Raw genomic sequence first — 22,479 nt, forward strand, 5'->3', positions numbered from 1 at the left:
TTTGGGATATCTAGGCGTAGGCGTTGACCAGGCGGACGGCGCCGCCGTCCACACCCTTGGCACCCTGCACGTAATCCGGGCCGGACTTGAGGATGGAATCCGAGTCCTCGGTAACAGTGCCCATGATCCAGGACGGCAGGCCGCGGTCGTTGAGGCGGGACACCGCGGCGTCTGCGGCGTCCGCGGACACGATGGCCACCATGCCCACACCCAGGTTCAGGGTGCGTTCGAGGTCTGCCAGCGGGACGTTGCCCAGCTCGGACACCAGCTTGAAGATGGCCGGCAGTTCCCAGGTGGCGCGGTCCACTGTGGCCACCAGGCCCTGGGGGAGGACACGTGCCAGGTTGGCGGCGAGGCCGCCGCCGGTGACGTGGCTGAAGCCGTGCACAGCGGAAGTTCCGGTGACGGGGAACGCGCGGGCCAGGTCCAGGCAGTCCGCAGCGTAGACGCGGGTGGGCTCGAGGAGCTCCTCGCCCAGGGTGCGGCCGAGTTCGGATACCTGGCGGTCCAGTGCCCAGCCGGCGTGGTTGATCACGCGGCGGACCAGGGAGTAGCCGTTGGAGTGCAGGCCGGAGGAGGCCATGCCGATGACAACATCCCCGGCGCGGACGCGGTCCGGTCCCAGGAGCTGGTCGGCTTCGACCACGCCCGTGGCTGCGCCGGCGACGTCGTATTCGTGCTCGCCCAGCAGGCCGGGGTGCTCGGCGGTTTCGCCGCCCACCAGTGCCGTGCCGGCAACGGAGCAGGCGGCGGCAATGCCGCGGACAATATCGGCGATGCGCTCGGGCACCACCTTGCCGCAGGCGATGTAGTCCGTCATGTACAGCGGCTCCGCGCCAACCACCACGATGTCGTCCACCACCATGCCCACGAGGTCGAACCCGATGGTGTCGTGGATGTCCATGGCCTGGGCGATGGCAACCTTGGTGCCCACGCCGTCGGTGGAGGTGGCCAGCAGCGGCTTCTTGTAGGTCAGGAGCCGGGAGACGTCGTAGAGGCCGGCAAAGCCGCCCACCCCGCCGATTACCGAGGAGTTGTGGGTGGCCTTGACGGCGCCCTTCATCAGCTCGACGGCGCGGTCGCCGGCTTCAACGTCTACGCCTGCGGAGGCGTAGGTGATGCCGGAGGTGTTGCCGGAGGCGGGGGCAGCGGAAGTCATACGGACTCTTTCTTGTCAGCGCCGGTGGTGGCGGCGTGCACGTCTGGCACAAGGTCGGCTTCGGTCAGCAGATTCTCGAATTCGGAGTCCGGCCCGGGATCGCAGCCGGTGGCGCCGGCCTTCTCGGCCGGGTCCTCTTCGGAATCCACGGCGAGGGCGGCGGTTTCGCCCGGAAGCGCGGACGGCGAGGGCTTCAGGCCGCCGAGGTCCGTGCGCTCCAGCAGGTTCTTGCCCAGCTTGTCCGCGCCCGGCAGCTCAATGGGGTACTTGCCCGTGAAGCAGGCGGTGCAGAGGCGCTCCCGCGGCTGGCGGGTGGCGCCGATCATGCCGTCCTCGGAGATGTAGGCCAGCGAATCGGCGCCGATGGCCTGGGAGATCTCTTCGATGGTGGCGCCGTTGGCGATCAGCTCGGCACGCGAGGCGAAGTCGATGCCGTAGAAGCAGGGCCACTGCACCGGCGGGGAGGAAATCTTGACGTGGACGGCGGCCGCACCGGCTTCGCGGAGCATCCGGACGATGGCGCGCTGGGTGTTGCCGCGGACGATCGAGTCATCCACCACCACCACGCGCTTGCCGCGGATCACGGACTCGAGGGCGTTGAGCTTAAGCCGGATACCCAGCTGACGGAGGGTCTGCGAAGGCTGGATGAAGGTCCGGCCCACGTAGGAGTTTTTGACGAAGCCGTGGGCGAAGGGGATGCCGGATTCTTCGGCGTAGCCCACCGCGGCGGGGGTGCCGGATTCCGGGACGGGGATCACGATGTCCGCCACCTGCGTGTTCTCGCGGGCCAGCTGGCGGCCCATCTCAACACGGGACTCGTACACGGAGCGGCCGGCGATGGCGGCATCCGGGCGCGCGAGGTAGACGTATTCAAAAACGCAACCGGCCGGCGTCGGCTCCGCGAAACGCTGGGAGCGCACGCCCTGCTCGTCAATAGCGATGAACTCGCCCGGCTCGATCTCGCGGATGAAGCTGGCGCCCACGGTGGCAAGTGCGGACTGCTCGGACGCGACCACCCAGCCGCGCTCCAGCCGGCCCAGGACCAGCGGGCGGATGCCGTAGGTATCGCGGGCGGCGTAGAGGGTGCCCTCGTCCATAAAGACAAAGCAGAAGCCACCCTTGATCTTGGGGAGCAGCTCGATGGCGGTCTCCTCGAGGGTCTTGCCCGGCTCGCCCTCCAGCAGGGCCGTGACCAGGGCGGTGTCCGAGGTGTTGCCCTGCTTCATTTCGCCGGTGAGCTGGCCGCCGTTGCGTTCCTGGATCATGGCGTTGAGCTCGGCGGTGTTGGTGAGGTTGCCGTTGTGCGCCAGGGCCACGGTGCCGGTGCTGGTGGCGCCGAGCGTGGGCTGGGCGTTGGCCCAGTGGCTGGCTCCGGTGGTGGAGTAGCGGCAGTGCCCCACGGCGAGGTGCCCGGTGAGGGTGTTCAGGGTGGTCTCGTCGAAGACCTGGGAGACGAGCCCCATGTCCTTGTAGACGTTGATCCGGTTGCCGTCGCTGGTGGCTATACCAGCGGACTCCTGACCGCGGTGCTGCAGTGCATACAGCCCGTAATAGGTGAGTTTTGCTACTTCTTCGCCTGGTGCCCAGACCCCAAAAACGCCGCAGGCGTCCTGCGGGCCTTTTTCGCCAGGGAGAAGATCATGAGAAAGTTTTCCATCGCCGCGTGCCACTGGTCGATTATCTCACGAGATGCGGTAGGACTTTTCCGGCCGTCCGTTTGTGACCGGGCTACTGCCCGTTGTCCGGATCCGGTTCGGAGTCGGGAACCGCTTCCACCACTGCCCGCTGCTGCCGCTTGACGCTGCGCCGGTCCAGGACCAGCGCCAGCGCGGCGCCCAGGATGGCGCCGGCGCCCGCGAACAGGACCAGGAAGAACCCGAACACCGAGCCGGGGTCGAACTCCGGAGTTGCGGGCAGGCCGTATGCCACCGCGGCCGCAGCCGCGGCACCCACCAGTGCGCCCAGGATCAGGAACGGCACGTATTTGGGTGCGCGGCGGACGGTGACCTCGCGGCGCTCGGCGGCGGGTTGTTCAGAAGGCATGCATCAAGCCTACATTTCTGTGTTGCCCTATCACTTACGGCTGCCAAAACCCCGGAATGGGAACCGTAAGTGATGGCGCAACGCGGGGGTCAGCTGCCGCGGTACGTGGAGTAGGCGAACGGGCTGAGCAGGAGCGGAACGTGGTAGTGCTCGGGGCCGGTGACTTCGAACACCAGGTCCACCTCGGGGAAGAACGTTGCGGTCTGCAGCCCGGCGTAGTAGCTGCCGGTGGCGAAGTTGAGCTTGTAGTGCCCCGCCTCCAGCTGCTCCGGACCCAGGTCCTTCGCCCGCCCGTCCGCGTCGGTGGTGGAGCCGGCCAGCTTCTGCCAGGTGCCGCCGTCGTTTTTGTAAAGCACGACGGCGACCCCCGCCGCCGGGCGTCCGGCGCCGGTATCGAGGATGTGGGTGGTGACGTGGGAGACGCTCATTCGGTGATCAGTCCTTCGAGCCGCAGAACGGCAATTTCACGCAGCTGCTGTGCCACGATGGTGTCTTCTTCGGCAGGGGAGTTGGCAAGCCGTTCGTTGAGGGCCTGCAGGATTTCGGGCGCGGTGCGTCCGGCGGCGCGGATCAGGAAGACCCGGCCGAACTTGTCCTCGTAGTCCTTGTTGCCCTGCGCCAAAGCCTGCGCAACGCCGGCGTCCGCAGGGTCTACGCCCGCTTGCTCCGAACGGGACATGGACGCTTCGGTGGTGGCCGCCGTCGGACGTTCCCCGATCCGGGGATGGTGCGCCATGGCGGACTCAACCTCGGCCGGCGTGAACGGCTCAGCCGCTCCCGCGGCAAAAGCCAGGAGGGCTTCCCTCGACGGGAAGGGCCGGGCGGCGGCTACGGTGTCCACCCAGCGCTGGACGTCGACGCAGGGCCTGAGGGTTTCCGCGGCCCGCGCACGGTCCGCGGTGTTGAATTCGGCAAGCTTCATGCTGGCTGCTTCCTCGGTAACAATGCTGGCATCCATGGTGACGGCTATGCGGAGGCCGGACTTCCGGCACCTGGCGGCAGCCTAACCACTTGGGTTCGGCCGATCAGGCTTCCGCATCATGGAACTGTTATTTCAGCATACGTAATATTGAAGTCGAGCGTCCGGGCGGTGTCAAGAGACTACAGCAGCTGTCAGGCCAAGCCGGTATTATCGCGGGAGAGCCGCAGGCTCGACCAGTTTTTACTGGGGGGACACTAAATGAATACGGACGGGACGGCTATGCAAACGCTGACCGATCAGGATTCCGCGCGTGAGCTGGGGCTGCGGGAATACGGCTTGATACCTGCCGACGGCGAGGCGCCGGCACTCAGGGATACCAGGGCACGGAGGGCGCTCAACAACCTGGTGCGGCTGGCCGCCTCGTTGTGCGGCGTGCCTTACAGCGTGGTCAACATCGTCACCTCGAACCAGCAGTTGCAGATCGCCGCCGCCGGCATCGATCCGGGCATCTGCTCCCGCGAGGATTCCATGTGCGCAAACGTGTTCCTGGACCCCGGCACCACCGTGGTCCGGGACGCCTCCCTGGACCCGCGCTTTGCTGCCAACCCCTTTGTGACAGGGGAAATCGCAGAAGTCCGCTTCTACGCGTCAGTGCCGCTGAAGACTTCCACGGGCCTGGTGCTGGGTTCGCTGTGCGTGTTTTCAGATACCGCGGAACTTCCCACCCGCGGGCAGATTGAACTGGTGGAAGTGCTGGCGCATCAGGTGGTGGAAGTTCTGGAGCTCCAGCACCGCACGCTGCAGCTCAACGAGGCCCTCGCTGAGCTTGAGCGCAGCAACGCCATGCTGTCCGAATTTGCCGGCCGGGTCAGCCATGACCTCCGCGCACCCCTCACCACCATCCTTGGTTACGTGGAATTGGCGGAAGATGATCCGGGGATTCCCAACGACCACCCGGCCAAGGAGTACCTGGAACACATCGGCAGCGGTGGCCAGCGCATGCTGGGCACGCTGGAGGATGTGCTGGACTACGCACGGGCGGACGGGCGGCTGAACCGCGAGCGGGTATCCCTGCTGGCCGTGACCGCGGAGGCAGCGCAGGACCTCGGGCTGGACCTCGGCCTGAGCAGCGGGATCTTGTGCGAGGACGCGGAGCTGTTTGCGGACCGCGCCCAGCTGCGCACACTGGTCCAGAACTTGCTGGCCAATTCGGTGAATTACCAGGACCTGCAGCGGGACCTCAAGGTGACAGTCACAGCCACCAGATGCCCACGCGGGGTCACCATCCACGTGGCCGATAATGGCAAGGGCATCCTGCCGTCGGAGCGGAGTAAAGCCGTAGAGCCCCTGGTGCGGCTGAACCGGCCCGGCGACGGGCCCGGGACAGGGCTGGGCCTGGCCACCTGCCGCCGGATTGCCCAGGCGCACGGCGGCGAGCTCTCCCTCGGTGATACTCCGGGCGGCGGGGCTACGGTGTCGGTGTCTTTCCCCGACGAGCCCTGATCCTCCCGAGGCTTCGGACCGGCACGGGGACGTAAGCAGTTTTCACGTCCCCGTACCGGTCCGAAAACTCAGACGGCTCTAGCCCTGCGACGTCCGGGACAGGACCCATGTGTTGGTGCCGTCCTGCCGTTCGAAGGTGACGGTGGTGACCAGCGCCTGGATCAGGGCCAGGCCCCGGCCGGACTCGGCGTCCTCGTCGGCTGCCGCCGGTTCCATGGGGCCGAACGGAGCCTTGGCGTGGAAGGCGCTGACCCGGGCCTGCAGCAGCGTGGGCCGGACGGTGATGTCCACGCCGAGCTCCACTGGTTCCTGGCCCGCGGGCTCGGCATGCTGGACAATGTTGGACGCCGACTCGATGACCGCCGTCGTAAACGTCATCTGGTCCATGTCCTGCACAAAGGGGACGTCGAGCCAGAGGCTGTCCAGGTCATTGTGGACGGACTCGATGGCGTCCTCTGCCGCGAGCCCCCGGAAGCTGCGGGACGCCAGGACCTCAGTCATTGCTGAACGCCTCTTCGGCCGTGCCGTAGGCCGTCAGGACCTTGTCCATGCTGGTGAGCTGCAGGACCATCTTCACCTGCGGCTGCACGGCTGCGATCCGGAGGTCCCCGCCGGCCTGCCGGGCCGCCTTGAGGCAGCCGATCAGCGCACCGAGGCCGGAAGAGTCCATAAATGCCGTGTTCTCCAGGTTCACCACGATCCGATTGGATCCGCCCGCGATCACGTCGGTGACAAACTCGCGCAGCTTCGGCGCGGAGACCATGTTCAGCCGCCCGTCCGCCTTGACCTCCGCATACGAGTCCTTGACCTCATAGCTAAACTCCATCTGGATTCCTCTCTGTAGCTACCGGCTCAGCCGCCGGTTCATAACCCTTGTAAAGCACTGCGCGCACCAAGATGCTCATCACCACCAGGTCGAAGATGACCCAGGCGACGTTCACCAGTGTTCCGAGCGGTTCGGCCAGGCCGGCGGCCAGGCGGATGATTCCGACGACGGCTGCCACCGCGAGAAGCACCGATACCACGATCTGTGGTTGGATCAGGCTCCAGCTGGGTCCGCCGCTCTGGCGGGCTTTGGGGGTGACGGCAAAACCGAGGGGACGGCCGAACCAGACGTTCCGGGCCGCCGTCGAGCACGCCTTGATCCAGGTGGGGAACAGGGCCAGGCTGTACTGCTGGCCGCGCCAGGTGGGGATGCCCCGGCCGGCAACGGCGAACAGCAGCTGGTTGACCACCATGAACGGGATGAACCGGATGAAGAAGTCCCAGCTCAGGCTCGTTACCGGCAGGATGCCCAGGAGCAGGTAGATGATGGGCGCTGCGAAGTAGATGACCGCCGCGTAGCCGCTCAGGTAGGTCCACATGGTGGCAAAGTACATCAGGCGCTGGCCGAGCTTGAGGCCCTTCTGGACCAACGGATTCTCGCGCAGCAGCACCTGAATGGTGCCCTGGGCCCAGCGCAGGCGCTGGGTGAGCATGGTTTTCAGGTCCTCCGGCGCCAGCCCGTAGGCCAGGACCTCGTGGTGGTAGACGCTCTCCCAGCCCATGGCGTGCATGCGCATTGCGGTGGCCATGTCCTCGGTGACGGAGATGGTGGCCAGCGGCATCACCGGCTGGGCCTCGTCATTACGTTCTACGGACAGGGCGTCCAGGACGGCCTGCACGGACTCCAGGGCACCCAGCGGCGACCAGTCACGGGCCGACATGCGCCGGACGGCGTCGTCCGCCACCACGGGAACGCCGGACTCGCCCACATGGGCCAGTTCCATGGCAGCGATCTCTTCGAGGTCGGCCTGGAGGGCTTCGACGTCGGCCATCACCAGGGTCTGCACGGCGGCATCCACGCGGCGTCGCACCCGGTAGGTGATCTCGCTGAGGGCACCGCCGGCTTCGAGCTCCTGCTGCGCTTCGCGGGTTGCTGCCTCCACCTCGTCCAGCACCTGGGCCACCAGGGGAGTTTCCATGTCCGCGGACTTCCGGGCCTGTTTGATGGCTGAGCGGGAGGCGGCCAAGGCCCGGCGGATGCTCTTCTCGGTTTCTTTTACATAGCCCACCAGGCCCAGCTGCATCAGGGCCTCGCGGCGCAGGATGGCGTTGGAGCCGCAGAAGAAGGCGGCGTTCCAGCCGTCCTTGCCCTGCTGGATGGGGCCGTAGAAGAGCGGTGCCTGGCTGCCCAGGGGATCATCCGCCGGGACGTTGCTGAAGTACTGCGGCGTCTGCACCAGGGCCACGCGGCGGTTGTTGAAGTAGCCCAGGGTCTTTTCGAGGATGTCCGGCTCGGGGATCTGGTCCGCGTCCAGGATCAGGAGGAATTCGCCGTGCGTCTGCATCAGGGCGTTGTTCAGGTTTCCGGCCTTGGCATGCCGGGGCAGGTTGGCGGTCCAGTCCTCGCTGCGGGTGACGTAGCCCAGGCCGTGTTCTTCCGCGAGGGCCTTCAGTTCGGGCCGTGCGCCGTCGTCCAGAATCCAGGTGCTGTGGGGATGCCGGATCTTCTGGGCGGCCAGTGCCGTGGTCATCACCATGTCCAGGTCTTCGTTGTAGGTGGTGATGAAGACGTCCACGGTGGCGTCAGGCGGTGGCGGCGGGGCGCCCTTGCGGATCTTCAGTTTCCACACCGTCATGCCGAAGAGCATCACGTCGATCAGGCTGTAGGTTTCGGCGATCACCAGGGGCAGGGCGATCCACCAGGCTTCCCAGTTCAGCGACGCGGCCCAGCGCCAGGCGATGTAGTTGACGCCGGTGATAACGGTCAGCACCACCACCAGTCTGGTCAAGAAGCGGGTCATGCAGCCACCACCAGGGGGAGGCGGCGCACCACAACCACCGTGACGTCGTCTTCCGCAGTCTCCGCCGGTGCGAGGGCCAGGATGGCGCTGCTGGCGGCGTGCGCCGAGTCCTGGCCCTGGGTGGCCTTGCGGACGGCTTCGGTGAAGTCTTCCACGGAGGCGAAGACGTCCAGCACGCCGTCGCTGACCACCACCAGGGAATCTCCCGGCGCGAGCTCCAGGTTGGACTGCGGCCACTGCGAGCCTGCCCAGGCACCCACCGGCGGTCCGGCGGAGGGGAGCCGGTCAGCAGCCCCGCCGGACCGGACGTGCAGCGCAAGCCCATGCCCGGCGTCGACATAGTTGACGGTTCCGGACGCCGCGTCCAGGCGCGCGTGGAACAGCGTGACAAAGGAGTTGGAGGAGTCCAGGTCGGTGGCGATCGCCTTGCTGGCGGAGGCGAAGGCGCCGTCCAGGTCTTGCCGCCGCCCGGTGGAGCGCATCACGGCGCGGACCGTTGCGGCGATGAGCGCTGCGCCCATGCCTTTGCCCATGGCGTCGGCGAAGGTGAGGTGGAGCCCTTCCGGCGTCTGGTACCAGTCGTAAAAGTCCCCGCCGACGCTGCGGGAGGGGCGGAAGACGCCGGCAACGTCATAGCCCTCCACACGGATGTCCTCCTTGGGCAGGAGGCTTTGCTGGACCTCGGTGGCCCGTTCGAGTTCACTGCGGTCGGCCGAGTCCGCGGCAGGGGAGGGCCGGCGGCGGAAGAGGGCGTTGATGCGGGACTGCAGCTCGCGCGGGCTGAACGGCTTGCTGATGTACTCGTCCGCGCCGTTGTCCAGGCCGGTCAGCTTGTCCAGTTCGTCGGCGCGGGCCGTGAGCATCACGATGAAGGCGTCCGAGAATTCGCGGAGCAGCTTGCAGACTTCGAGGCCGTCAACGTCCGGCAGGTTCAGGTCCAGGGTGACCAGGTCCGGCTGGCGGCGGCGGACTTCCTCCACACCGGGCAGGCCGGCGGCCGCCTCCGTCACGTCGAAGCCTTGCTTGGCCAGGACACGGACCAGCAGGCCGCGGATGTCCGGGTCATCCTCGATGACAACGGCACGGCGGATTTCGGGGGCAGAGACCATAGGTCTACTTCTACAGTATTAACTGCAACAGGGCATGTCGCAGGCTTCACAAGTGGTGAATTCACGCCTGCGGATTTCCGGGCTGCGGCAGGGCATTGCGTGCCTTTGGTGCCGCCCCGCCGGATCTTGCGCAAATCTTGGGACCTGCTTGCCCGGACGTTGAGGAAGGCCCGGGACACTCATGGGTAGGGACCGGCTTCGCGAGGACGAGGGTCAAGGACGACCCGTCCGGGGGCTGGCTTGCTTGCGGGAAGGCGGAGCCAATGGAACAGCTCAACTCCACAAACCATACGACGGCGGCTGCCGCCGTCTGCGCGGGACCGCCCTGTGTGCACCAGGCCTCTGCGGAGCACGCCTGTGCGGAACATGCGGCCGTGAAACCAGCGCCGCCGCGCGACCTGCTGCGCGCGGCCCTGGACAAGGGCAGGGCGCTGCTGCGGGTCTACTTCCACTCACGCAAGGTGCGTGCCGCAGCCAATGCCCTGGCCCAGGCGCTGGCCGAGTCGCGGGAGTCCTCCAGCTGGCCCGGTGACCGCCTCCCCGTGGGTGAGGAGATGTCCGCGCAGGTGGAGAAGCTGACGCGCCGCCTGAAACTGGAGACCGAAGCGCAGACCAGGTTGGCGGCACTTTTCAAGAGTGTGGATTTGGGGCGTTCCGCCGCGGCGGTTTAGGTGCCACACTTAGGAGCAATCGAGTGGCTGGGGGATACAGTCAGGAGATTGCAATGGCTTGGTATACGGGGTGGGCGTACCTCATCGCGGGGCTTATGACAGTGGATTCCCTGCTCCTGGCCTTGTGGGCCATCGACGAAGGCTGGCCGGGCAGTTGGTGGAAGAAGCCCTGAATCCTGATTCCGGAAAGCCGGCTAGCGCTGCAAATCCAGCCGCATCAGTACCCGCGGGAAGCCATTCAGTACTGAATCCGTGTCCGCGGATTTGGTGAAGCCGGCGTCCTCGAAGAGCTTCCTGGTGCCGACGTAGGCCATGGTGAGATCGACCTTTTGCCCATGGTTGTCCACGGGATAGCCCTCGATGGCAGGCGCCCCATAGTTCCGGGCCAGGTCCACGGCGCCCTTCAGGAGTTCGTGTGAGATGCCCTTGCCCCGATGCCCTGGCCGCACCCGGATACACCACACGGACCAGACGTCCAGATCGTCCACGTGCGGGATCTTCCGGTTGCCGGCGAAACTGGTGTCCGCACGGGGGTGGACCCCTGCCCACCCCACGGGCTCGCCGCCGTCGTACGCCAAAACCCCCGGCGGCGGATCCTGCGCCACCAGTTGCCTCACGAGGTCCCCGCGCTCCGTACCGTGCAGCGACTGGTTCTGTTTTGAGGGGATGCGGTAGCTCAGGCACCAGCAGACGTTGGCATCGGGGCGCTTGGGCCCCACCAACGCCCGGACGTCCTCGAAGCTGGTAGCCGGACGGACCTCGATCACCATGCGGCCATCCTGCCACACGCCGTGGAACCCGGCAGGTGTTCTCCCACAGGTTGTCCCCACCGCTTGTTCCCTCAGCGGTTCCTTCAGTCCAGGCTGATCCGGCCGATGCTCCACGCGGCCACTTTGCGGAGGTCCACACGGGTGGCCGGCAGGCGTACGTGGACTCCGCCGGACAGCAGCGCCGGGGCAAGGAAATGAACGTACCGGCCCTGTCTTTGCCCGCCGTATGCCTCGGTGCTTTCCGCTGGCACCGGCTCCTCTTCCTCCCTTTGCGACTCGACGGCGGCGAGGGCATGGGCAACTGCCGGGCTGCCAACGCGGATCTGGTCATTCTGGCGCTCCGTCCAGGCCTGCTCAGAGACCACCGAGCCGGAGATGACAGTACCGTCAACCACCACGGTGAGCTCGATGGTGGCGTCCTCGCCCGTCCGGAAGAGCGGGGCCAGCAGGAGCGTCAGGCGGCGGTCGATCTCGTACCAGGACTGGGCCTCGAAGCGCTGCCGGTTCGCGCTGTACGTCGCGTCATGCTCTGCGCCCGCTTTCGCGATTGCGTCTTCTGCAGAATCGTCCGCCATGGCTCTTCCTTTCGCAGTTCCACGAGCTGAAAGCCCTCCCTTATGAGCATAGTTTCAGTGCCCGCAGCCGTGCTGGCAGGAATCCGGATACCCGGGCCCAGTGTTTTCCACCCTGTCGGCTTCTGCCCGCCGTCACTACACTGGGACGCATGACCGAGCAGGAACCGGTCCGGGGCAGGGCTGCTGCCGCTAGCGACGGCGGGACCCGAGCCGACGAGGACGCCATAATTTCGACGACGGACGGCGAACCGGCGCGCCCGGCTGATCCCGCCGTCGACATGTCCCTGCGCACCCCTGCGGAACGGTCCCGGACCTTCGCCGGGATCCTGGTGAACACTGCCCTGGCCAACATCACCACCAGCTACCTGTGGTTTGCCCTGACGTTCTGGGTGTACCTGGAGACCCGCAACGTGATCGCCACCGGCGTGGTGGGCGGTGCATACATGCTGCTGATCGCCCTGTCCAGCATCAGCTTCGGCACCTTCGTGGACCGCTACCGCAAGCTGGCCGTGATGCGGTTTGCAGCCGGCTTCACCCTGGTGATGTTTTTGCTGTCCGGAGTGATGTTCCTCCTGACGCCCGCGTCGTCGCTGCTGGACCTGGCGCAGCCGTGGTTCTGGATCTTCACCTTGGTTATCCTGATCGGCGCGGTGGTGGAAAACCTGCGCAATATCGCCCTGTCCACTACCGTCACTATCCTTATTGAGCCGGACCGGCGGGCCAATGCCAACGGGCTGGTGGGGATGGTGCAGGGGCTGATGTTCCTCATCACCTCCGTACTCTCCGGGCTGTCGGTGGGGCTGCTGGGCATGGGCTGGACCATCGTGGTGGCCCTTGTGCTCACCGCGCTCGCCTTTGCGCACCTGCTCACTCTCCGCATGCCCGAGGAAACGCGTGTGGCGGCCACCGATGCGCACGGCGGATTCGACCTTCGCGGCTCCTACGCCGCTGTGCTGGCCATTTCCGGGCTGTTCGCCCTGATCCTGTTCTCCACGTTCAACAACTTCATTGGCGGCGTCTACATGGCGCTGATGGACCCCTACGGCCTGGAGATGTTCCCTGTGGAACTGTGGGGCATTTTCCTGGCGGTAGGCTCCAGCGGGTTCCTGATCGGCGGGGCGCTGATCAGCAAGTTCGGCCTCGGGGCCAACCCGCTGCGCACCCTTCTCATTGCGGTGGTGGCCATGGGGGTCCTCGGTGCGGTGTTCACCCTGCGGGAGTGGGCCTGGCTGTACGTCGTCGGGATCTGGCTGTACCTGACGCTGGTGCCCGTTGTGGAGGCCGCCGAACAGACGGTCATCCAGCAGGTGGTTCCGCTGCCACGGCAGGGCCGGGTGTTCGGCTTCGCCATGGCGTTTGAGTCTGCGGCGGCGCCCATCACGTCGTTCCTGATTGCGCCGATCGCCCAGTTCTGGATCATCCCCTACGCACGGTCGGCCGACGGCGCGGCCCAGTTGGCCCCGCTGCTGGGCGAGGGCACCTCCCGCGGCATCGCCCTGGTGTTCCTGATCGCAGGGCTCATCATGGTGGCCGCTGCGCTACTGGCGTTCCTTACCCCGGTGTACCGGCGGGTCTCGGCGGAATATCTGGAGGCGGCCGCAGAGGCGAAGGCGGACACCGCAGCAGCAGGATGACGTGCCGCTCGACGGGTCGGTTCTAACGGATGGTGCGTTAAATGCCGGACGCTCCCGCCGTACGGACTGATCCATAAGTGCGAGAGCGTCCGTCGAAAGGGCGCGTTAAGTGATAGAGCGCTTGGTGAAAACGCGCGTTAAGTGAGAGAGCGTGTGGGGAGGGTTAGAGGCCCAGGGCGTCTTTCAGTGCTGCCACGTGGCCCTGGGCCTGCACCTGGTACTGGGCGAGCTTGACGTTGCCTTCGGGGTCCACCACAACTGTGGAGCGGACGATGCCTTCAACGATCTCGCCGTCCACCAGCTTCTCGCCCCAGGCGCCGTAGGCCAGGGCAACTGTGTGGTCCTCGTCGGAGAGCAGCGGGAAGGTGAGGGAGAAGTCGCCGGTGAAGCCCGCCAGTGCCTCGGGGGCGTCGGGGGAGATGCCGATGACCTCGTAGCCCTTGCCCTGCAGGGAGGCGAGGCTATCGCGGAAATCGCAGGCCTCGGTGGTGCAGCCGGGGGTGGCAGCCTTGGGGTAGAAGTACACGATGACGTTCTTGCCACGGTAGTCGGCCAAGGCAGTCTCGCGGCCCTGGGCGTCCTGAAGGGTGAAATCAGGGGCCTGGGTTCCGGGCTGAAGCTTGGTGGTCAGGGTCTGGCTCATGGCATTCCTTTGGAAGTCTTTGTCAGGTAATGGCAAAACATCAAGTGAAGCGGGTTCCCGCCTAGTCATACAACTCCGGCGTCATATGCAGTATTCCGCCGGACCCCTCACAGTTGCACAAGCGCCCGGCATAAACCGGTAGCCGCCGCCGCGTACCGTGGCCACAGCGTGCCGCGCATTGCCGAGTTTTCGGCGGATCCGGCCCACGTAAACATCGATGGACCGGGCCGAGGCGCCGGGGGTTTCGAACGAATCGAGGAACTCCTGGAGTTCCTCCCTGCCCACTGTTCGGGACAGGTGGGTCACCAGGTACCGGAGCACTTTGAACTCGACGCCGGTGAGCGCCACAGGCGTGCCGTCCAGCAGGACCTGGTCGGCCGCCAGGTCCACGGCCATCCGGCTTACAGGGCCGGCCGACGGCGGCAGGCGCGTGTCGCCGTCGGCGTCCGTTTGCGCGCCGGGCGAGGCGCCGCCGGGGTTCTCCGCCACGGAAGGAGTGCGAGAGGAGTGGTCTGCGGCTCCTTCCGCCGTGGCGGAGACCCCGGACGTGGGGGCTCCGGCGGCAGGCCAGTGGACTTCCGCCTCCGGAGCAGTTTTCAGGGCCCGGGCCAGGACCAGTTCGGCGGCGCGGGCCAGCAGTTCGGGACTGGTGCCTTCCGCGGGAACCACCCACACGGCGAGGCCGCGGGCAGCCGCCTTCTGTGGACCAAATCCCGGACGTGCCCCCGTCCTCGGATAGTGGGCTTCCACTGCCATGGCGCGTCCCTAGACTCCGCCGCGGCGGATCAGCTTGCCCGTGGGGGTCTGGCCGTCCACCACGGCGCCGCGCAGGAAGGTCTTGCGGACCACGCCGGAGAGGGCCTTGCCGTCGTAGGGGGTGATGGGGTTCTTGTGCTTGAGCTTGGACACGTCCACCACAAACGCCTCGTCAGGGGCGAAGACGGCGAAGTCAGCGTCGTAGCCCAGTGCCAGCTGGCCCTTGTTGGACAGGCGGGCGAGAGATGCGGGCTTCTCGCCCATCCAGGACACCACCTGTTCCAGCGGGATGCCGCGGTGCCGGGCCTCGGTCCAGATCAGGGACAGGCCCAGCTGCAGCGACGAAACGCCGCCCCAGGCCACGGCAAAGTCGCCGTTCTCCAGGTCCTTCAGGTCCAGGGTGGAGGGGGAGTGGTCCGAGACGATGCAGTCGATGGTCCCGTCCAGCAGGCCCTGCCACAGCAGCTCCCGGTTGGAGGCCTCCCGAATGGGCGGGCAGCACTTGTAGGCGGTGGCGCCATCCGGGATTTCCTCGGCCATCAGCGTGAGGTAGTGCGGGCACGTCTCCACGGTGAGTTTCACGCCGTCGCGCTTTGCCGAGGCGATCATAGGCAGCGCGTCCGACGACGACAGGTGCAGGATGTGCGCACGAGCGCCGGTCCAGCGGGCCCGTTCGATGACCTCGGCGATGGCCTTGTTCTCGGCACCGCGGGGGCGGGAAGCGAGGAAGGTGGAGTAGTGGTCGCCGCCGGGATGGGGTGCGCGGTCAATGGCGTGCGAGTCCTCGGCGTGGACGATCATCAGTGAATCGAAGGACTTCAGCTCGGCCATGTCCTCCTCCATCTCGTCCGCGTCCAGGTGCGGAAATTCGTCCACGCCGGAGTGCAGGAGGAAGCACTTGAAGCCGAACACACCTTCGTCATGCAAGGCGCGCAGGTCGGCCTTGTTGCCGGGGATCGCGCCGCCCCAGAATCCGACGTCGATGAACGCCTGGTCCTCGGCCACCTCGCGCTTGAGCTTGAGGTTTTCCACCGTGGTGGTCGGCGGGACGGAGTTGAGCGGCATGTCGATGATGGTGGTGACGCCGCCGGCGGCTGCGGCCCGGGTGGCGGAGGCGAAACCCTCCCACTCGGTGCGGCCGGGCTCATTGACATGGACGTGGGTGTCCACCAGGCCGGGGATGAGCGTTTCGTCGTCGGCCAGTTCGATGACTTCGGCGCCGGTCAGGCCGTTGCCCAGCGGCTCGAGCGCGACGATCTTTCCGCCGCGGACACCCACTTCCCGTGGTGCCAGGCCGGCGGTGGTGAGAATGCGCTGGCCGCGGATGACCAGGTCATAACGTTCTTCAGACATGGAGGTCCTCCTTGGTGGTGGCGGTGCGGGCCAGCGTGTTCGCTGCCAGCCGTCCGCTGATCTGTGTGCCCAGCTGCTCCAGAAGCTGTGCGGCCTCTGTTATGCACCTGTTTACATTGCTTTCCAGCTCGGTCAAAGCGTAAACGTCCTCGAATCCGGCTTTGGCTGCTTGGCCGGGATCAAGGGTGGTCCGGCCGCATACCGCGATCACCGGGACACCCTGGGCGGCGGCTGCCCGGGCAACACCGATTGGCGTTTTGCCCAGCAGGCTCTGCTCGTCCAGGCTGCCTTCACCGGTGATCACCAGATCGGCGCCGGCCAGCCTTTGCTCCAAGTCAGTGAATTCGAGGACGACGTCGATGCCCGGCCGGCGCGTGGCGGCCAGGACGGCGATGGCGGCGTAGCCAATGCCTCCTGCCGCTCCAGCGCCGGGCGCTTCCGCCGCCTTGCGGGCCCGGTTGTTGGGGCCTTCAGAACCGATTTCCCTGGCCAGGACTTCGACAAACCTGGCCAGGGCGGCGTCGAGAAGCTCGACGTCCTGTTGTGCTGCGCCCTTCTGCGGGCCGAAAATCGCCGCGGCACCCTGGGCGCCCAGCAGGGGATTGTCGACGTCGGACGCCAGCACAAAGCGTGTGTCCTTCAGCCGGGGCTCGAACCCGCTGAAGTCGATCCGGTCCAGGCGGGCAAGTGCGGCACCACCTGCAGGAAGTTCGTTGCCCTCCGGGTCGAGGAACCGGGCGCCGAGTCCCTGCAGGAGTCCGGCGCCGCCGTCCGTATTGGCACTTCCGCCCACACCCAGGATGATGCGGTTGCAGCCGCTGTCCAGGGCGGCGCGGATCAACTGACCCGTGCCCAGGCTGCTGGCAGTGCGGGCCGCGGCGGGGCCTGGCCGTCCCCCAACCAGTGCTCCGGCGGGGAGCAGCGCCAGGCCCGAGGCAGCCGCCATTTCGATGACAGCCTCGTTGCCCCGGACGGCGAAGTCGGCCGTGACCGGTTCGCCGGTTGGTCCGGCCACCACCGCGCTGCGGCGGGTGAAACCGGAGCCGACGGCGGCGTCGAGGGTGCCCTCTCCGCCGTCGGCCACGGGGATCCGGAGGACTTCAAGGTTCCCGCCCGCCCCGCGCTGCAGGCCCTTTTCCAGGTGGCTGCATACTTCGGGGGCGGCGAGGGATCCCTTGAATTTGTCCGGGGCAATGACGATCCGCATGGTTGTCTTTCCTGTTTCAGTGTGCCGGTTTTAGGTGTGCAGGTTCAGGCCTGCAAGTTCTGGAAGTGCAGGTTTAGGCCTGCAGCGCCAGGATGGCGGTGGGGGCGTCGGCAGCCGATTCCGCCAGTTCCTCGAACTCGTTCACGGCGTTGATTTCCACGCCCATGGAGATGTTGGTGATCTTTTCCAGGATCACTTCCACCACCACGGGAACCTGGAATTCGCCCATCAGCGCCTTGGCCTTGTCGAAGGCTGCGGCGAGGTCGTTGGGATCCTCCACGCGGACTGCCTTGCAGCCCAGGCCTTCGGCCACCTTCAGGTGGTCCACGCCGTAGCCGCGTGCGTTTTCGGACAAGTCCGCGCTGTTGACGTTTTCGAACGCCAGGGACACGTTCTGCTCCATGTTGAAGCCGCGCTGGGACTGGCGGATCAGGCCCAGGTAGGAGTTGTTCACCACCACGTGGATGTACGGGAGGTTGAACTGCGCGCCCACGGCCAGTTCCTCGATCATGAACTGGAAGTCGTAGTCACCGGAGAGGGCCACCACGGTCTGCTCCGGGTTTGCGCGAACGACGCCGAGGGCTGCCGGGGCGGTCCAGCCCAAGGGGCCTGCCTGGCCGGCGTTGATCCACTTGCGCGGGCCGAACACGTGCAGCATCTGGGCGCCGGCGATCTGGGACAGGCCGATGGTGGACACGTAGGTGGTGTCGCGGCCGAAGGACTTGTTCATCTCCTCGTACACGCGCTGCGGCTTGATGGGGATGTTCTCGAAGTGCGTCTTGCGGTGCAGGGAGGCCTTGCGGTCCTGGCATTCGGCAACCCAGGCGCTGTAGTCCGGCAGGGACCCCGCCGCTTTCCGCTCCGTGGCGAGCTCAACCAGCCCTGCCAGCGCCGCACCGGCGTCGGACGCGATGCCCAGGTCCGGGGAGAAAACGCGGCCGATCTGGGTGGGCTCGATGTCGATGTGCACAAACTTGCGGCCGGCCGTGTAGGTGTCCAGGCCGCCGGTGTGGCGGTTGGCCCAGCGGTTGCCGATGCCGATCACGAAGTCGCTCTGCAGGTAGTTCTCGTTGCCGTAGCGGTGCGAGGTCTGCAGGCCCACCATGCCGGCCATCAGCTGGTGGTCGTCCGGGATGGTGCCCCAGCCCATGAGGGTGGGGATGACCGGGATGTTCAGGGTCTCGGCCAGCTCAACGAGCTGCGCGGAGGCGCCGGCGTTGATGATGCCGCCACCGGCCACGATCAGCGGGTGCTGGGCCGCGGTCAGCATGTCCAGGGCCTTTTCCAGCTGCTTGCGGGAGGCCTTGGGCTTCTCCACGGGCAGGGGCTCGTAGGTGTCGATGTCGAATTCGATCTCGGCCAGCTGCACGTCGATGGGCAGGTCCAGGAGCACCGGCCCGGGGCGGCCGGAGCGCATCAGCTGGAACGCCTTCTGGAAGGCACCCGGAACCTGGCCCGGCTCCAGGATGGTCATGGCCATCTTGGTCACGGGCTTGGCGATGGACTCGATGTCCACGGCCTGGAAATCTTCCTTGTGCAGCTTGGCCACGGGGGCCTGGCCGGTGATGCAGAGCATGGGGATGGAGTCGGCCCAGGCGGCGTAGAGCCCGGTGATCATGTCGGTGCCGGCTGGGCCGGAGGTGCCGATGCAGATGCCGATGTTGCCGTCCTTGGCGCGGCTGAAGCCGTCGGCCATGTGGCTGGCGCCTTCAACGTGGCGGGCCAGGGTGTGGCGGATGCCGCCGTGGGCGCGCATTGCGGAATAGAAGGGGTTGATCGCGGCGCCTGGCAGGCCGAACGCCTCGATGGCGCGTTCCTTCTCCAGGATGGCAACCGCTGCATCAACGGTACGCATCTTGCTCATGGTGTGCTCCTACTTAAGTCTGTTTTTGGGTGTGCTGAAGGGAGTTTTTGTCCAGATATGCAGACTTACAGGGCTTTCAAGTCCGCATATGTGGACAAAAACTTCGTGGGGCGGGGTGGGCTACTTGCGGCCGCTGAGCTGGAGGACCTGCTTGAAGAGTCCTGAGTGGTCCAGTGCGCCGTCGCCCTGGTTGACGGTTGCGGCGACGAGCTGTGCGACGACGGCGCCGAGGGGGACGGCGACGTTGGCTTCGCGGGCGGCGGAGGTGACGATGCCCAGGTCCTTGTGGTGCAGGGCCAGGCGGAATCCGGGGTCGAAGTTGCGGTCGAGCATCTTCTGGCCCTTCTGGTCCAGGACCTTGGAGCCGGCGAGTCCGCCGCCGAGGACCTTGAGGGCGGCGTCGGTGTCCACGCCGTAGGCCTCGAGGAAGGCGATGGCTTCGCCGAGGACCTCGATGTTGACGGCGACGATGAGCTGGTTGGCTGCCTTGACGGTCTGGCCGGAACCGGAAGGGCCCACATGGACGATGGTTTTGCCGACGGCGTTCAGGACATCCGATGCTGCGTCGAAGTCTTCCTTGTCGCCGCCCACCATGATGGAGAGGACGGCGTCGATGGCGCCCTGTTCGCCGCCGGAGACCGGTGCGTCGAGCGGGCGGACGCCGGCTTCGCGGGCTTCGTCGGAGAGGCGCTTGGCGACGTCGGGGCGGATGCTGGATGCGTCAATCCACAGGGTGCCCTGCTTGGCATTGGCGAAGACGCCGTCCTGGCCGCCGACAACACCCTCGACATCGGGGGAGTCCGGCACCATGGTGATGACGACGTCGGCATCCTTGACGGCGTCAGCGATGCTGGTGGCGCCCTTGCCGCCTTCGGAGACGAGCTTGTCGATCTTGTCCTGGCTGCGGTTGAAACCGGTGACGGTGTGTCCGGCTTTGACCAGGTTGATGGCCATGGGCAGGCCCATGATTCCGAGTCCGATAACTGCAACGTTGCTCATGCTGGTTCTCTTTTCTGAAGTCTGTGGTGGTGCTGGTGGGTCGAAACCCGGCTACTGGGCGACGCGCTGGCGGATGGCCCAGCTGAAGGCCGTTTCCTGGGGTTCCTTGTACTCGAGGCCGATGTAGCCCTCGTAGCCGAGTTCGCGGCTGCGGGCAATCCACTCGCCGAGCGGGAGCGTGCCGGTGCCGGGCGCGCCGCGGCCGGGGTTGTCGGCGATCTGGATGTGGCCGAAGTCCTTGGCGTGGTTTTCGATGACGGATGCGACGTCGTCACCGTTGACGGACAGGTGGTAGAAGTCCGCGAGAAGCTTGACGTTCCCGACGCCGGCCTCGGCCTTCACGCGGGCGATGACCTTGAGTGCGTCATCGGCCGTGAGGAGCGGGTACTTGGGTGCGCCGCTGACAGGTTCGAGGAGGACTGTGCCGCCGATCCGGGCGACGCCTTCTGCTGCCGCGGCGAGGTTCTTGACCGCGAGTTCGTCCTGCTCTTCGGGGGCGGAGCCGTCCTGGCGGTTGCCGTAGAGGGCGTTGAAGGCCTTGCAGCCGAGGCGTTGCCCGATGCCGGCGACAACGTCGATGTTGTCCTTGAATTCGGACTCGCGCCCCGTCCAGGAGACCAGGCCGCGGTCGCCGCCGGGCATGTTGCCGGCGTTGAAGTTCAGGCCGGTGAGCTGAACGCCGGCGTCCTTGATGGCGTTTTCGAATTCGGTCACCTGCGGGTCGGTGGGAACTGAGCTTTCGAAGGGCCACCAGAATTCGACAGCATCAAAGCCTGCTGCCTTGGCTGCGGCGGGGCGCTCGAGCAGGGGCAGCTCCGTGAGGAGGATGGAGCAGTTCACTGTGTACGTCATCGTAGGTCCTTCCAAGGAGGGCTTTGATCTATTTTCCCCTGCTTCCCGGGTTGGCTACCGTTTCCGCTTTGTGGAATTTAGATTCTGCTTTATGAAAAGTGTAGGGAAGGGTTGGGGCGGACGTCAAGGGGGAGGGCTGCGCGGGACCCCCTGGCACGGGGCTGAGTGGAGCAAGGCGTAAGAAGAGCCAGGGGCGTGCCCCTGGCTCTTCTTGAGCAGAATGCTTTACGAGCGGCTCATCGCGCTTAGCGGTGGACCTCAACAACGTCGCTCTTCTTCCAGTTGCTCCAGTCGGACCAGTTGCCCTTGTGGTCCTTCACGCGGAATGAAACGAGATGGTAGACCTCTTCTGCGCCCCTGCGGTCAAGGTTGCGGACCCGGTCCACGCTGTCCAGAACCCTGCGGTCGTCGTGCTTGTCACGCGAATTGAACTTCTCGTAGAAGTGGGAGTGGCCGAGGAAATCATCACTGCGGCGCGGGCCACGCTCATCTTCGTAGCGCAACTGGCGGATATGGACGGTTTTCTCTCCATCGCATTCCACTTTGATCTTGAAGTTGACCCTATTGCCGCGCAGGTTGTCAGGGCTCAAGGGTTTAACGGTACAGCCGTGGCGGTTATCGTGGTGGTCGTAGGCGGCCTGGGCCGGGACGGCCAGTGCCATGGAACCGCCGATCAGGCCGAATGCAAGGGCCGGAACCAAGGCGATCTTTGCCCGGATCGAACCCGTTTTCTTGCTTGGAGTAATGGACATTATTTTTGCTCCCATTGAGGATGCGATTCACCATTTTGAGGTGCGGTTTTCCCGAATTTTTGAAGGTGCGGTTTCCCGTTTTTTGGCAGCGCGAAGTCGGCGCGACTGAGCATTGTCGCAATTGTTCAGTGCGGCGGCCGCAGCCTGCCGGTCCCATTTATCAATCAGCACGCCCCGAGTGCCGGGGGCCTGATGGTTGCCGGATTCATTCTCGTGGGAATCCGGTAGTTAAATCCTGCGCCCCCACTCCGCCCCGCGCTAGGGTGGGGACTACCTATTACCGGCGGGTTTCCCCCCATTGACTTCAGGGGTGGTAGGGCTACGGTTAGAGATACGCAGCACGTTCGGCAAACGCGTGTGCGCCGGGGGAAAGGCGCGCACTGCAACAGGTCTCGCTATCACTTCACCGCTTCAGCGGTATCCGCACCGCCGTCTGGTGCGCAGCCAGGCGTCTTCGTCACAATTAACAGGCTGGGTCCACATGAGCGCAAATTTCATCAGAGCGTTGGCAGTCAAGTCGTTTAATGATCCCGATAGGAAGCGTTGCCCGGACAAGGCGGAATTCGACCTTGTCACCGTTGATGACTACTCGGTAGCCCGGTTGATCCTCGCTCCCGGCTGGCGGTGGTCGGTGTCCGCCAAGCCCGCCGAGCTGACCGCCTTCTGCGAGCACCACCATCTGGGCTACTGCCTCTCCGGGCAGCTTGAAGTTGAAACGGCCGACGGCGGGAGGTCAACCATCCGTGCCAACGACACCTATGCACTTCCTCCCGGCCATGATGAGTGGGTGGTGGGGGAGGAGCCGTTTGTTGCCGTCGAGTTCCTCGGCGCAGCGTCCCTCGGCAGGCCCCGCAGCTTTGGGATGCATGCGCTGATCTGAG

The 22,479-nt window shown here is 66.0% G+C and carries 23 protein-coding genes and 1 pseudogene; 4 read left to right on the forward strand and 20 right to left on the reverse strand.

Annotated elements, in window-relative coordinates:
- Positions 1 to 10: 10 nt before the first annotated feature.
- The 5 genes from purM to uraD form a co-directional block, all read right to left on the reverse strand.
- Positions 11 to 1,159: a phosphoribosylformylglycinamidine cyclo-ligase gene (gene purM / locus ARTSIC4J27_RS01425; protein WP_050053424.1), complete on the reverse strand. Its 1,149-nt coding sequence runs from the start codon at positions 1,157 to 1,159 to the stop codon at positions 11 to 13.
- Positions 1,156 to 2,829, reverse strand: a complete 1,674-nt coding sequence (gene purF / locus ARTSIC4J27_RS01430) for an amidophosphoribosyltransferase (protein WP_050053425.1) — start codon at positions 2,827 to 2,829, stop codon at positions 1,156 to 1,158. Before purF ends, purM begins: the two co-directional genes overlap by 4 nt.
- Before the next feature lie 58 nt (positions 2,830 to 2,887).
- Positions 2,888 to 3,202, reverse strand: a complete 315-nt coding sequence (locus tag ARTSIC4J27_RS01435; protein ID WP_050053426.1) for a hypothetical protein — start codon at positions 3,200 to 3,202, stop codon at positions 2,888 to 2,890.
- 89 nt (positions 3,203 to 3,291) lie between these two features.
- Positions 3,292 to 3,630: a hydroxyisourate hydrolase gene (uraH, locus tag ARTSIC4J27_RS01440; protein ID WP_050053427.1), complete on the reverse strand. Its 339-nt coding sequence runs from the start codon at positions 3,628 to 3,630 to the stop codon at positions 3,292 to 3,294.
- Positions 3,627 to 4,124, reverse strand: a complete 498-nt coding sequence (gene uraD, locus ARTSIC4J27_RS01445) for a 2-oxo-4-hydroxy-4-carboxy-5-ureidoimidazoline decarboxylase (protein WP_050053462.1) — start codon at positions 4,122 to 4,124, stop codon at positions 3,627 to 3,629. Before uraD ends, uraH begins: the two co-directional genes overlap by 4 nt.
- Positions 4,125 to 4,382: 258 nt before the next feature.
- On the opposite strand from uraD, the gene ARTSIC4J27_RS01450 reads away from it, so the two are divergent.
- Positions 4,383 to 5,627 carry a sensor histidine kinase gene (locus tag ARTSIC4J27_RS01450; RefSeq protein WP_235436471.1) on the forward strand — a complete coding sequence of 415 codons (1,245 nt, stop codon included), beginning with the start codon at positions 4,383 to 4,385 and terminating at the stop codon, positions 5,625 to 5,627.
- 78 nt (positions 5,628 to 5,705) lie between these two features.
- Here the strand turns inward: ARTSIC4J27_RS01450 and ARTSIC4J27_RS01455 are convergent, their stop codons facing one another.
- The 4 genes from ARTSIC4J27_RS01455 to ARTSIC4J27_RS01470 are packed head-to-tail and all read right to left on the reverse strand — an operon-like array spanning position 5,706 to position 9,522.
- Complete coding sequence (locus ARTSIC4J27_RS01455; RefSeq protein ID WP_050053429.1) at positions 5,706 to 6,128, reverse strand: ATP-binding protein; 423 nt, start codon at positions 6,126 to 6,128, stop codon at positions 5,706 to 5,708.
- Positions 6,121 to 6,453 (reverse strand): STAS domain-containing protein, encoded by a 333-nt coding sequence (locus tag ARTSIC4J27_RS01460; protein WP_050053430.1) that lies wholly within the window; start codon positions 6,451 to 6,453, stop codon positions 6,121 to 6,123. The genes ARTSIC4J27_RS01455 and ARTSIC4J27_RS01460 overlap by 8 nt, the downstream gene beginning before the upstream one ends.
- Positions 6,443 to 8,413, reverse strand: coding sequence for a glycosyltransferase family 2 protein (locus tag ARTSIC4J27_RS01465; protein ID WP_050053431.1), 1,971 nt, complete (start codon positions 8,411 to 8,413; stop codon positions 6,443 to 6,445). Before ARTSIC4J27_RS01465 ends, ARTSIC4J27_RS01460 begins: the two co-directional genes overlap by 11 nt.
- Positions 8,410 to 9,522 carry a PP2C family protein-serine/threonine phosphatase gene (locus ARTSIC4J27_RS01470; protein ID WP_050053432.1) on the reverse strand — a complete coding sequence of 371 codons (1,113 nt, stop codon included), beginning with the start codon at positions 9,520 to 9,522 and terminating at the stop codon, positions 8,410 to 8,412. The genes ARTSIC4J27_RS01465 and ARTSIC4J27_RS01470 overlap by 4 nt, the downstream gene beginning before the upstream one ends.
- A 263-nt stretch (positions 9,523 to 9,785) precedes the next feature.
- Between ARTSIC4J27_RS01470 and ARTSIC4J27_RS01475 the strand changes: the two genes are divergently transcribed.
- Positions 9,786 to 10,193 (forward strand): hypothetical protein, encoded by a 408-nt coding sequence (locus tag ARTSIC4J27_RS01475; RefSeq protein ID WP_235436472.1) that lies wholly within the window; start codon positions 9,786 to 9,788, stop codon positions 10,191 to 10,193.
- A 194-nt stretch (positions 10,194 to 10,387) separates the two neighbouring features.
- On the opposite strand, the gene ARTSIC4J27_RS01480 is transcribed toward ARTSIC4J27_RS01475, so the two are convergent.
- Positions 10,388 to 10,963 (reverse strand): GNAT family N-acetyltransferase, encoded by a 576-nt coding sequence (locus ARTSIC4J27_RS01480; protein WP_050053433.1) that lies wholly within the window; start codon positions 10,961 to 10,963, stop codon positions 10,388 to 10,390.
- An 83-nt stretch (positions 10,964 to 11,046) separates the two neighbouring features.
- Positions 11,047 to 11,538, reverse strand: coding sequence for a hypothetical protein (locus ARTSIC4J27_RS01485; protein WP_050053434.1), 492 nt, complete (start codon positions 11,536 to 11,538; stop codon positions 11,047 to 11,049).
- 278 nt (positions 11,539 to 11,816) lie between these two features.
- On the opposite strand from ARTSIC4J27_RS01485, the gene ARTSIC4J27_RS01490 reads away from it, so the two are divergent.
- Positions 11,817 to 13,172 (forward strand): MFS transporter, encoded by a 1,356-nt coding sequence (locus ARTSIC4J27_RS01490; protein WP_050053464.1) that lies wholly within the window; start codon positions 11,817 to 11,819, stop codon positions 13,170 to 13,172.
- A gap of 163 nt (positions 13,173 to 13,335) precedes the next feature.
- Here ARTSIC4J27_RS01490 and bcp read toward each other — a convergent pair whose 3' ends face one another.
- The 9 genes and pseudogenes from bcp to ARTSIC4J27_RS22685 form a co-directional block, all read right to left on the reverse strand.
- Positions 13,336 to 13,815: a thioredoxin-dependent thiol peroxidase gene (gene bcp, locus ARTSIC4J27_RS01495; protein WP_050053435.1), complete on the reverse strand. Its 480-nt coding sequence runs from the start codon at positions 13,813 to 13,815 to the stop codon at positions 13,336 to 13,338.
- 81 nt (positions 13,816 to 13,896) lie between these two features.
- Positions 13,897 to 14,571 carry a winged helix-turn-helix domain-containing protein gene (locus ARTSIC4J27_RS01500; protein ID WP_050053436.1) on the reverse strand — a complete coding sequence of 225 codons (675 nt, stop codon included), beginning with the start codon at positions 14,569 to 14,571 and terminating at the stop codon, positions 13,897 to 13,899.
- 9 nt (positions 14,572 to 14,580) lie between these two features.
- Positions 14,581 to 15,924 (reverse strand): allantoinase AllB, encoded by a 1,344-nt coding sequence (gene allB / locus ARTSIC4J27_RS01505; RefSeq protein WP_050053437.1) that lies wholly within the window; start codon positions 15,922 to 15,924, stop codon positions 14,581 to 14,583.
- Entirely contained in the window at positions 15,917 to 17,131 is a 1,215-nt protein-coding gene (locus ARTSIC4J27_RS01510) for a glycerate kinase (RefSeq protein WP_050053438.1), read from the reverse strand. Before ARTSIC4J27_RS01510 ends, allB begins: the two co-directional genes overlap by 8 nt.
- Before the next feature lie 73 nt (positions 17,132 to 17,204).
- On the reverse strand, positions 17,205 to 18,995 hold the full coding sequence (gcl, locus tag ARTSIC4J27_RS01515; RefSeq protein ID WP_050053439.1) for a glyoxylate carboligase: 1,791 nt from the start codon (positions 18,993 to 18,995) through the stop codon (positions 17,205 to 17,207).
- A 120-nt stretch (positions 18,996 to 19,115) separates the two neighbouring features.
- Positions 19,116 to 20,018, reverse strand: a pseudogene (locus tag ARTSIC4J27_RS01520) (2-hydroxy-3-oxopropionate reductase); the annotation flags it as partial.
- A gap of 27 nt (positions 20,019 to 20,045) precedes the next feature.
- On the reverse strand, positions 20,046 to 20,846 hold the full coding sequence (locus ARTSIC4J27_RS01525) for a hydroxypyruvate isomerase family protein (protein ID WP_050053441.1): 801 nt from the start codon (positions 20,844 to 20,846) through the stop codon (positions 20,046 to 20,048).
- A gap of 245 nt (positions 20,847 to 21,091) precedes the next feature.
- A complete protein-coding gene (locus ARTSIC4J27_RS01530) occupies positions 21,092 to 21,598 on the reverse strand; it encodes a hypothetical protein (protein WP_050053442.1) in 507 nt (168 codons plus the stop codon).
- A 27-nt stretch (positions 21,599 to 21,625) separates the two neighbouring features.
- Positions 21,626 to 21,769, reverse strand: a complete 144-nt coding sequence (locus ARTSIC4J27_RS22685) for a hypothetical protein (protein ID WP_161799522.1) — start codon at positions 21,767 to 21,769, stop codon at positions 21,626 to 21,628.
- Positions 21,770 to 22,079: 310 nt separating this feature from the next.
- Between ARTSIC4J27_RS22685 and ARTSIC4J27_RS01535 the strand changes: the two genes are divergently transcribed.
- Entirely contained in the window at positions 22,080 to 22,478 is a 399-nt protein-coding gene (locus ARTSIC4J27_RS01535) for a cupin domain-containing protein (protein WP_050053443.1), read from the forward strand.
- Position 22,479: the final 1 nt, after the last annotated feature.

It is taken from the genome of Pseudarthrobacter siccitolerans (assembly GCF_001046895.1).
Taxonomy (GTDB): domain Bacteria; phylum Actinomycetota; class Actinomycetes; order Actinomycetales; family Micrococcaceae; genus Arthrobacter; species Arthrobacter siccitolerans.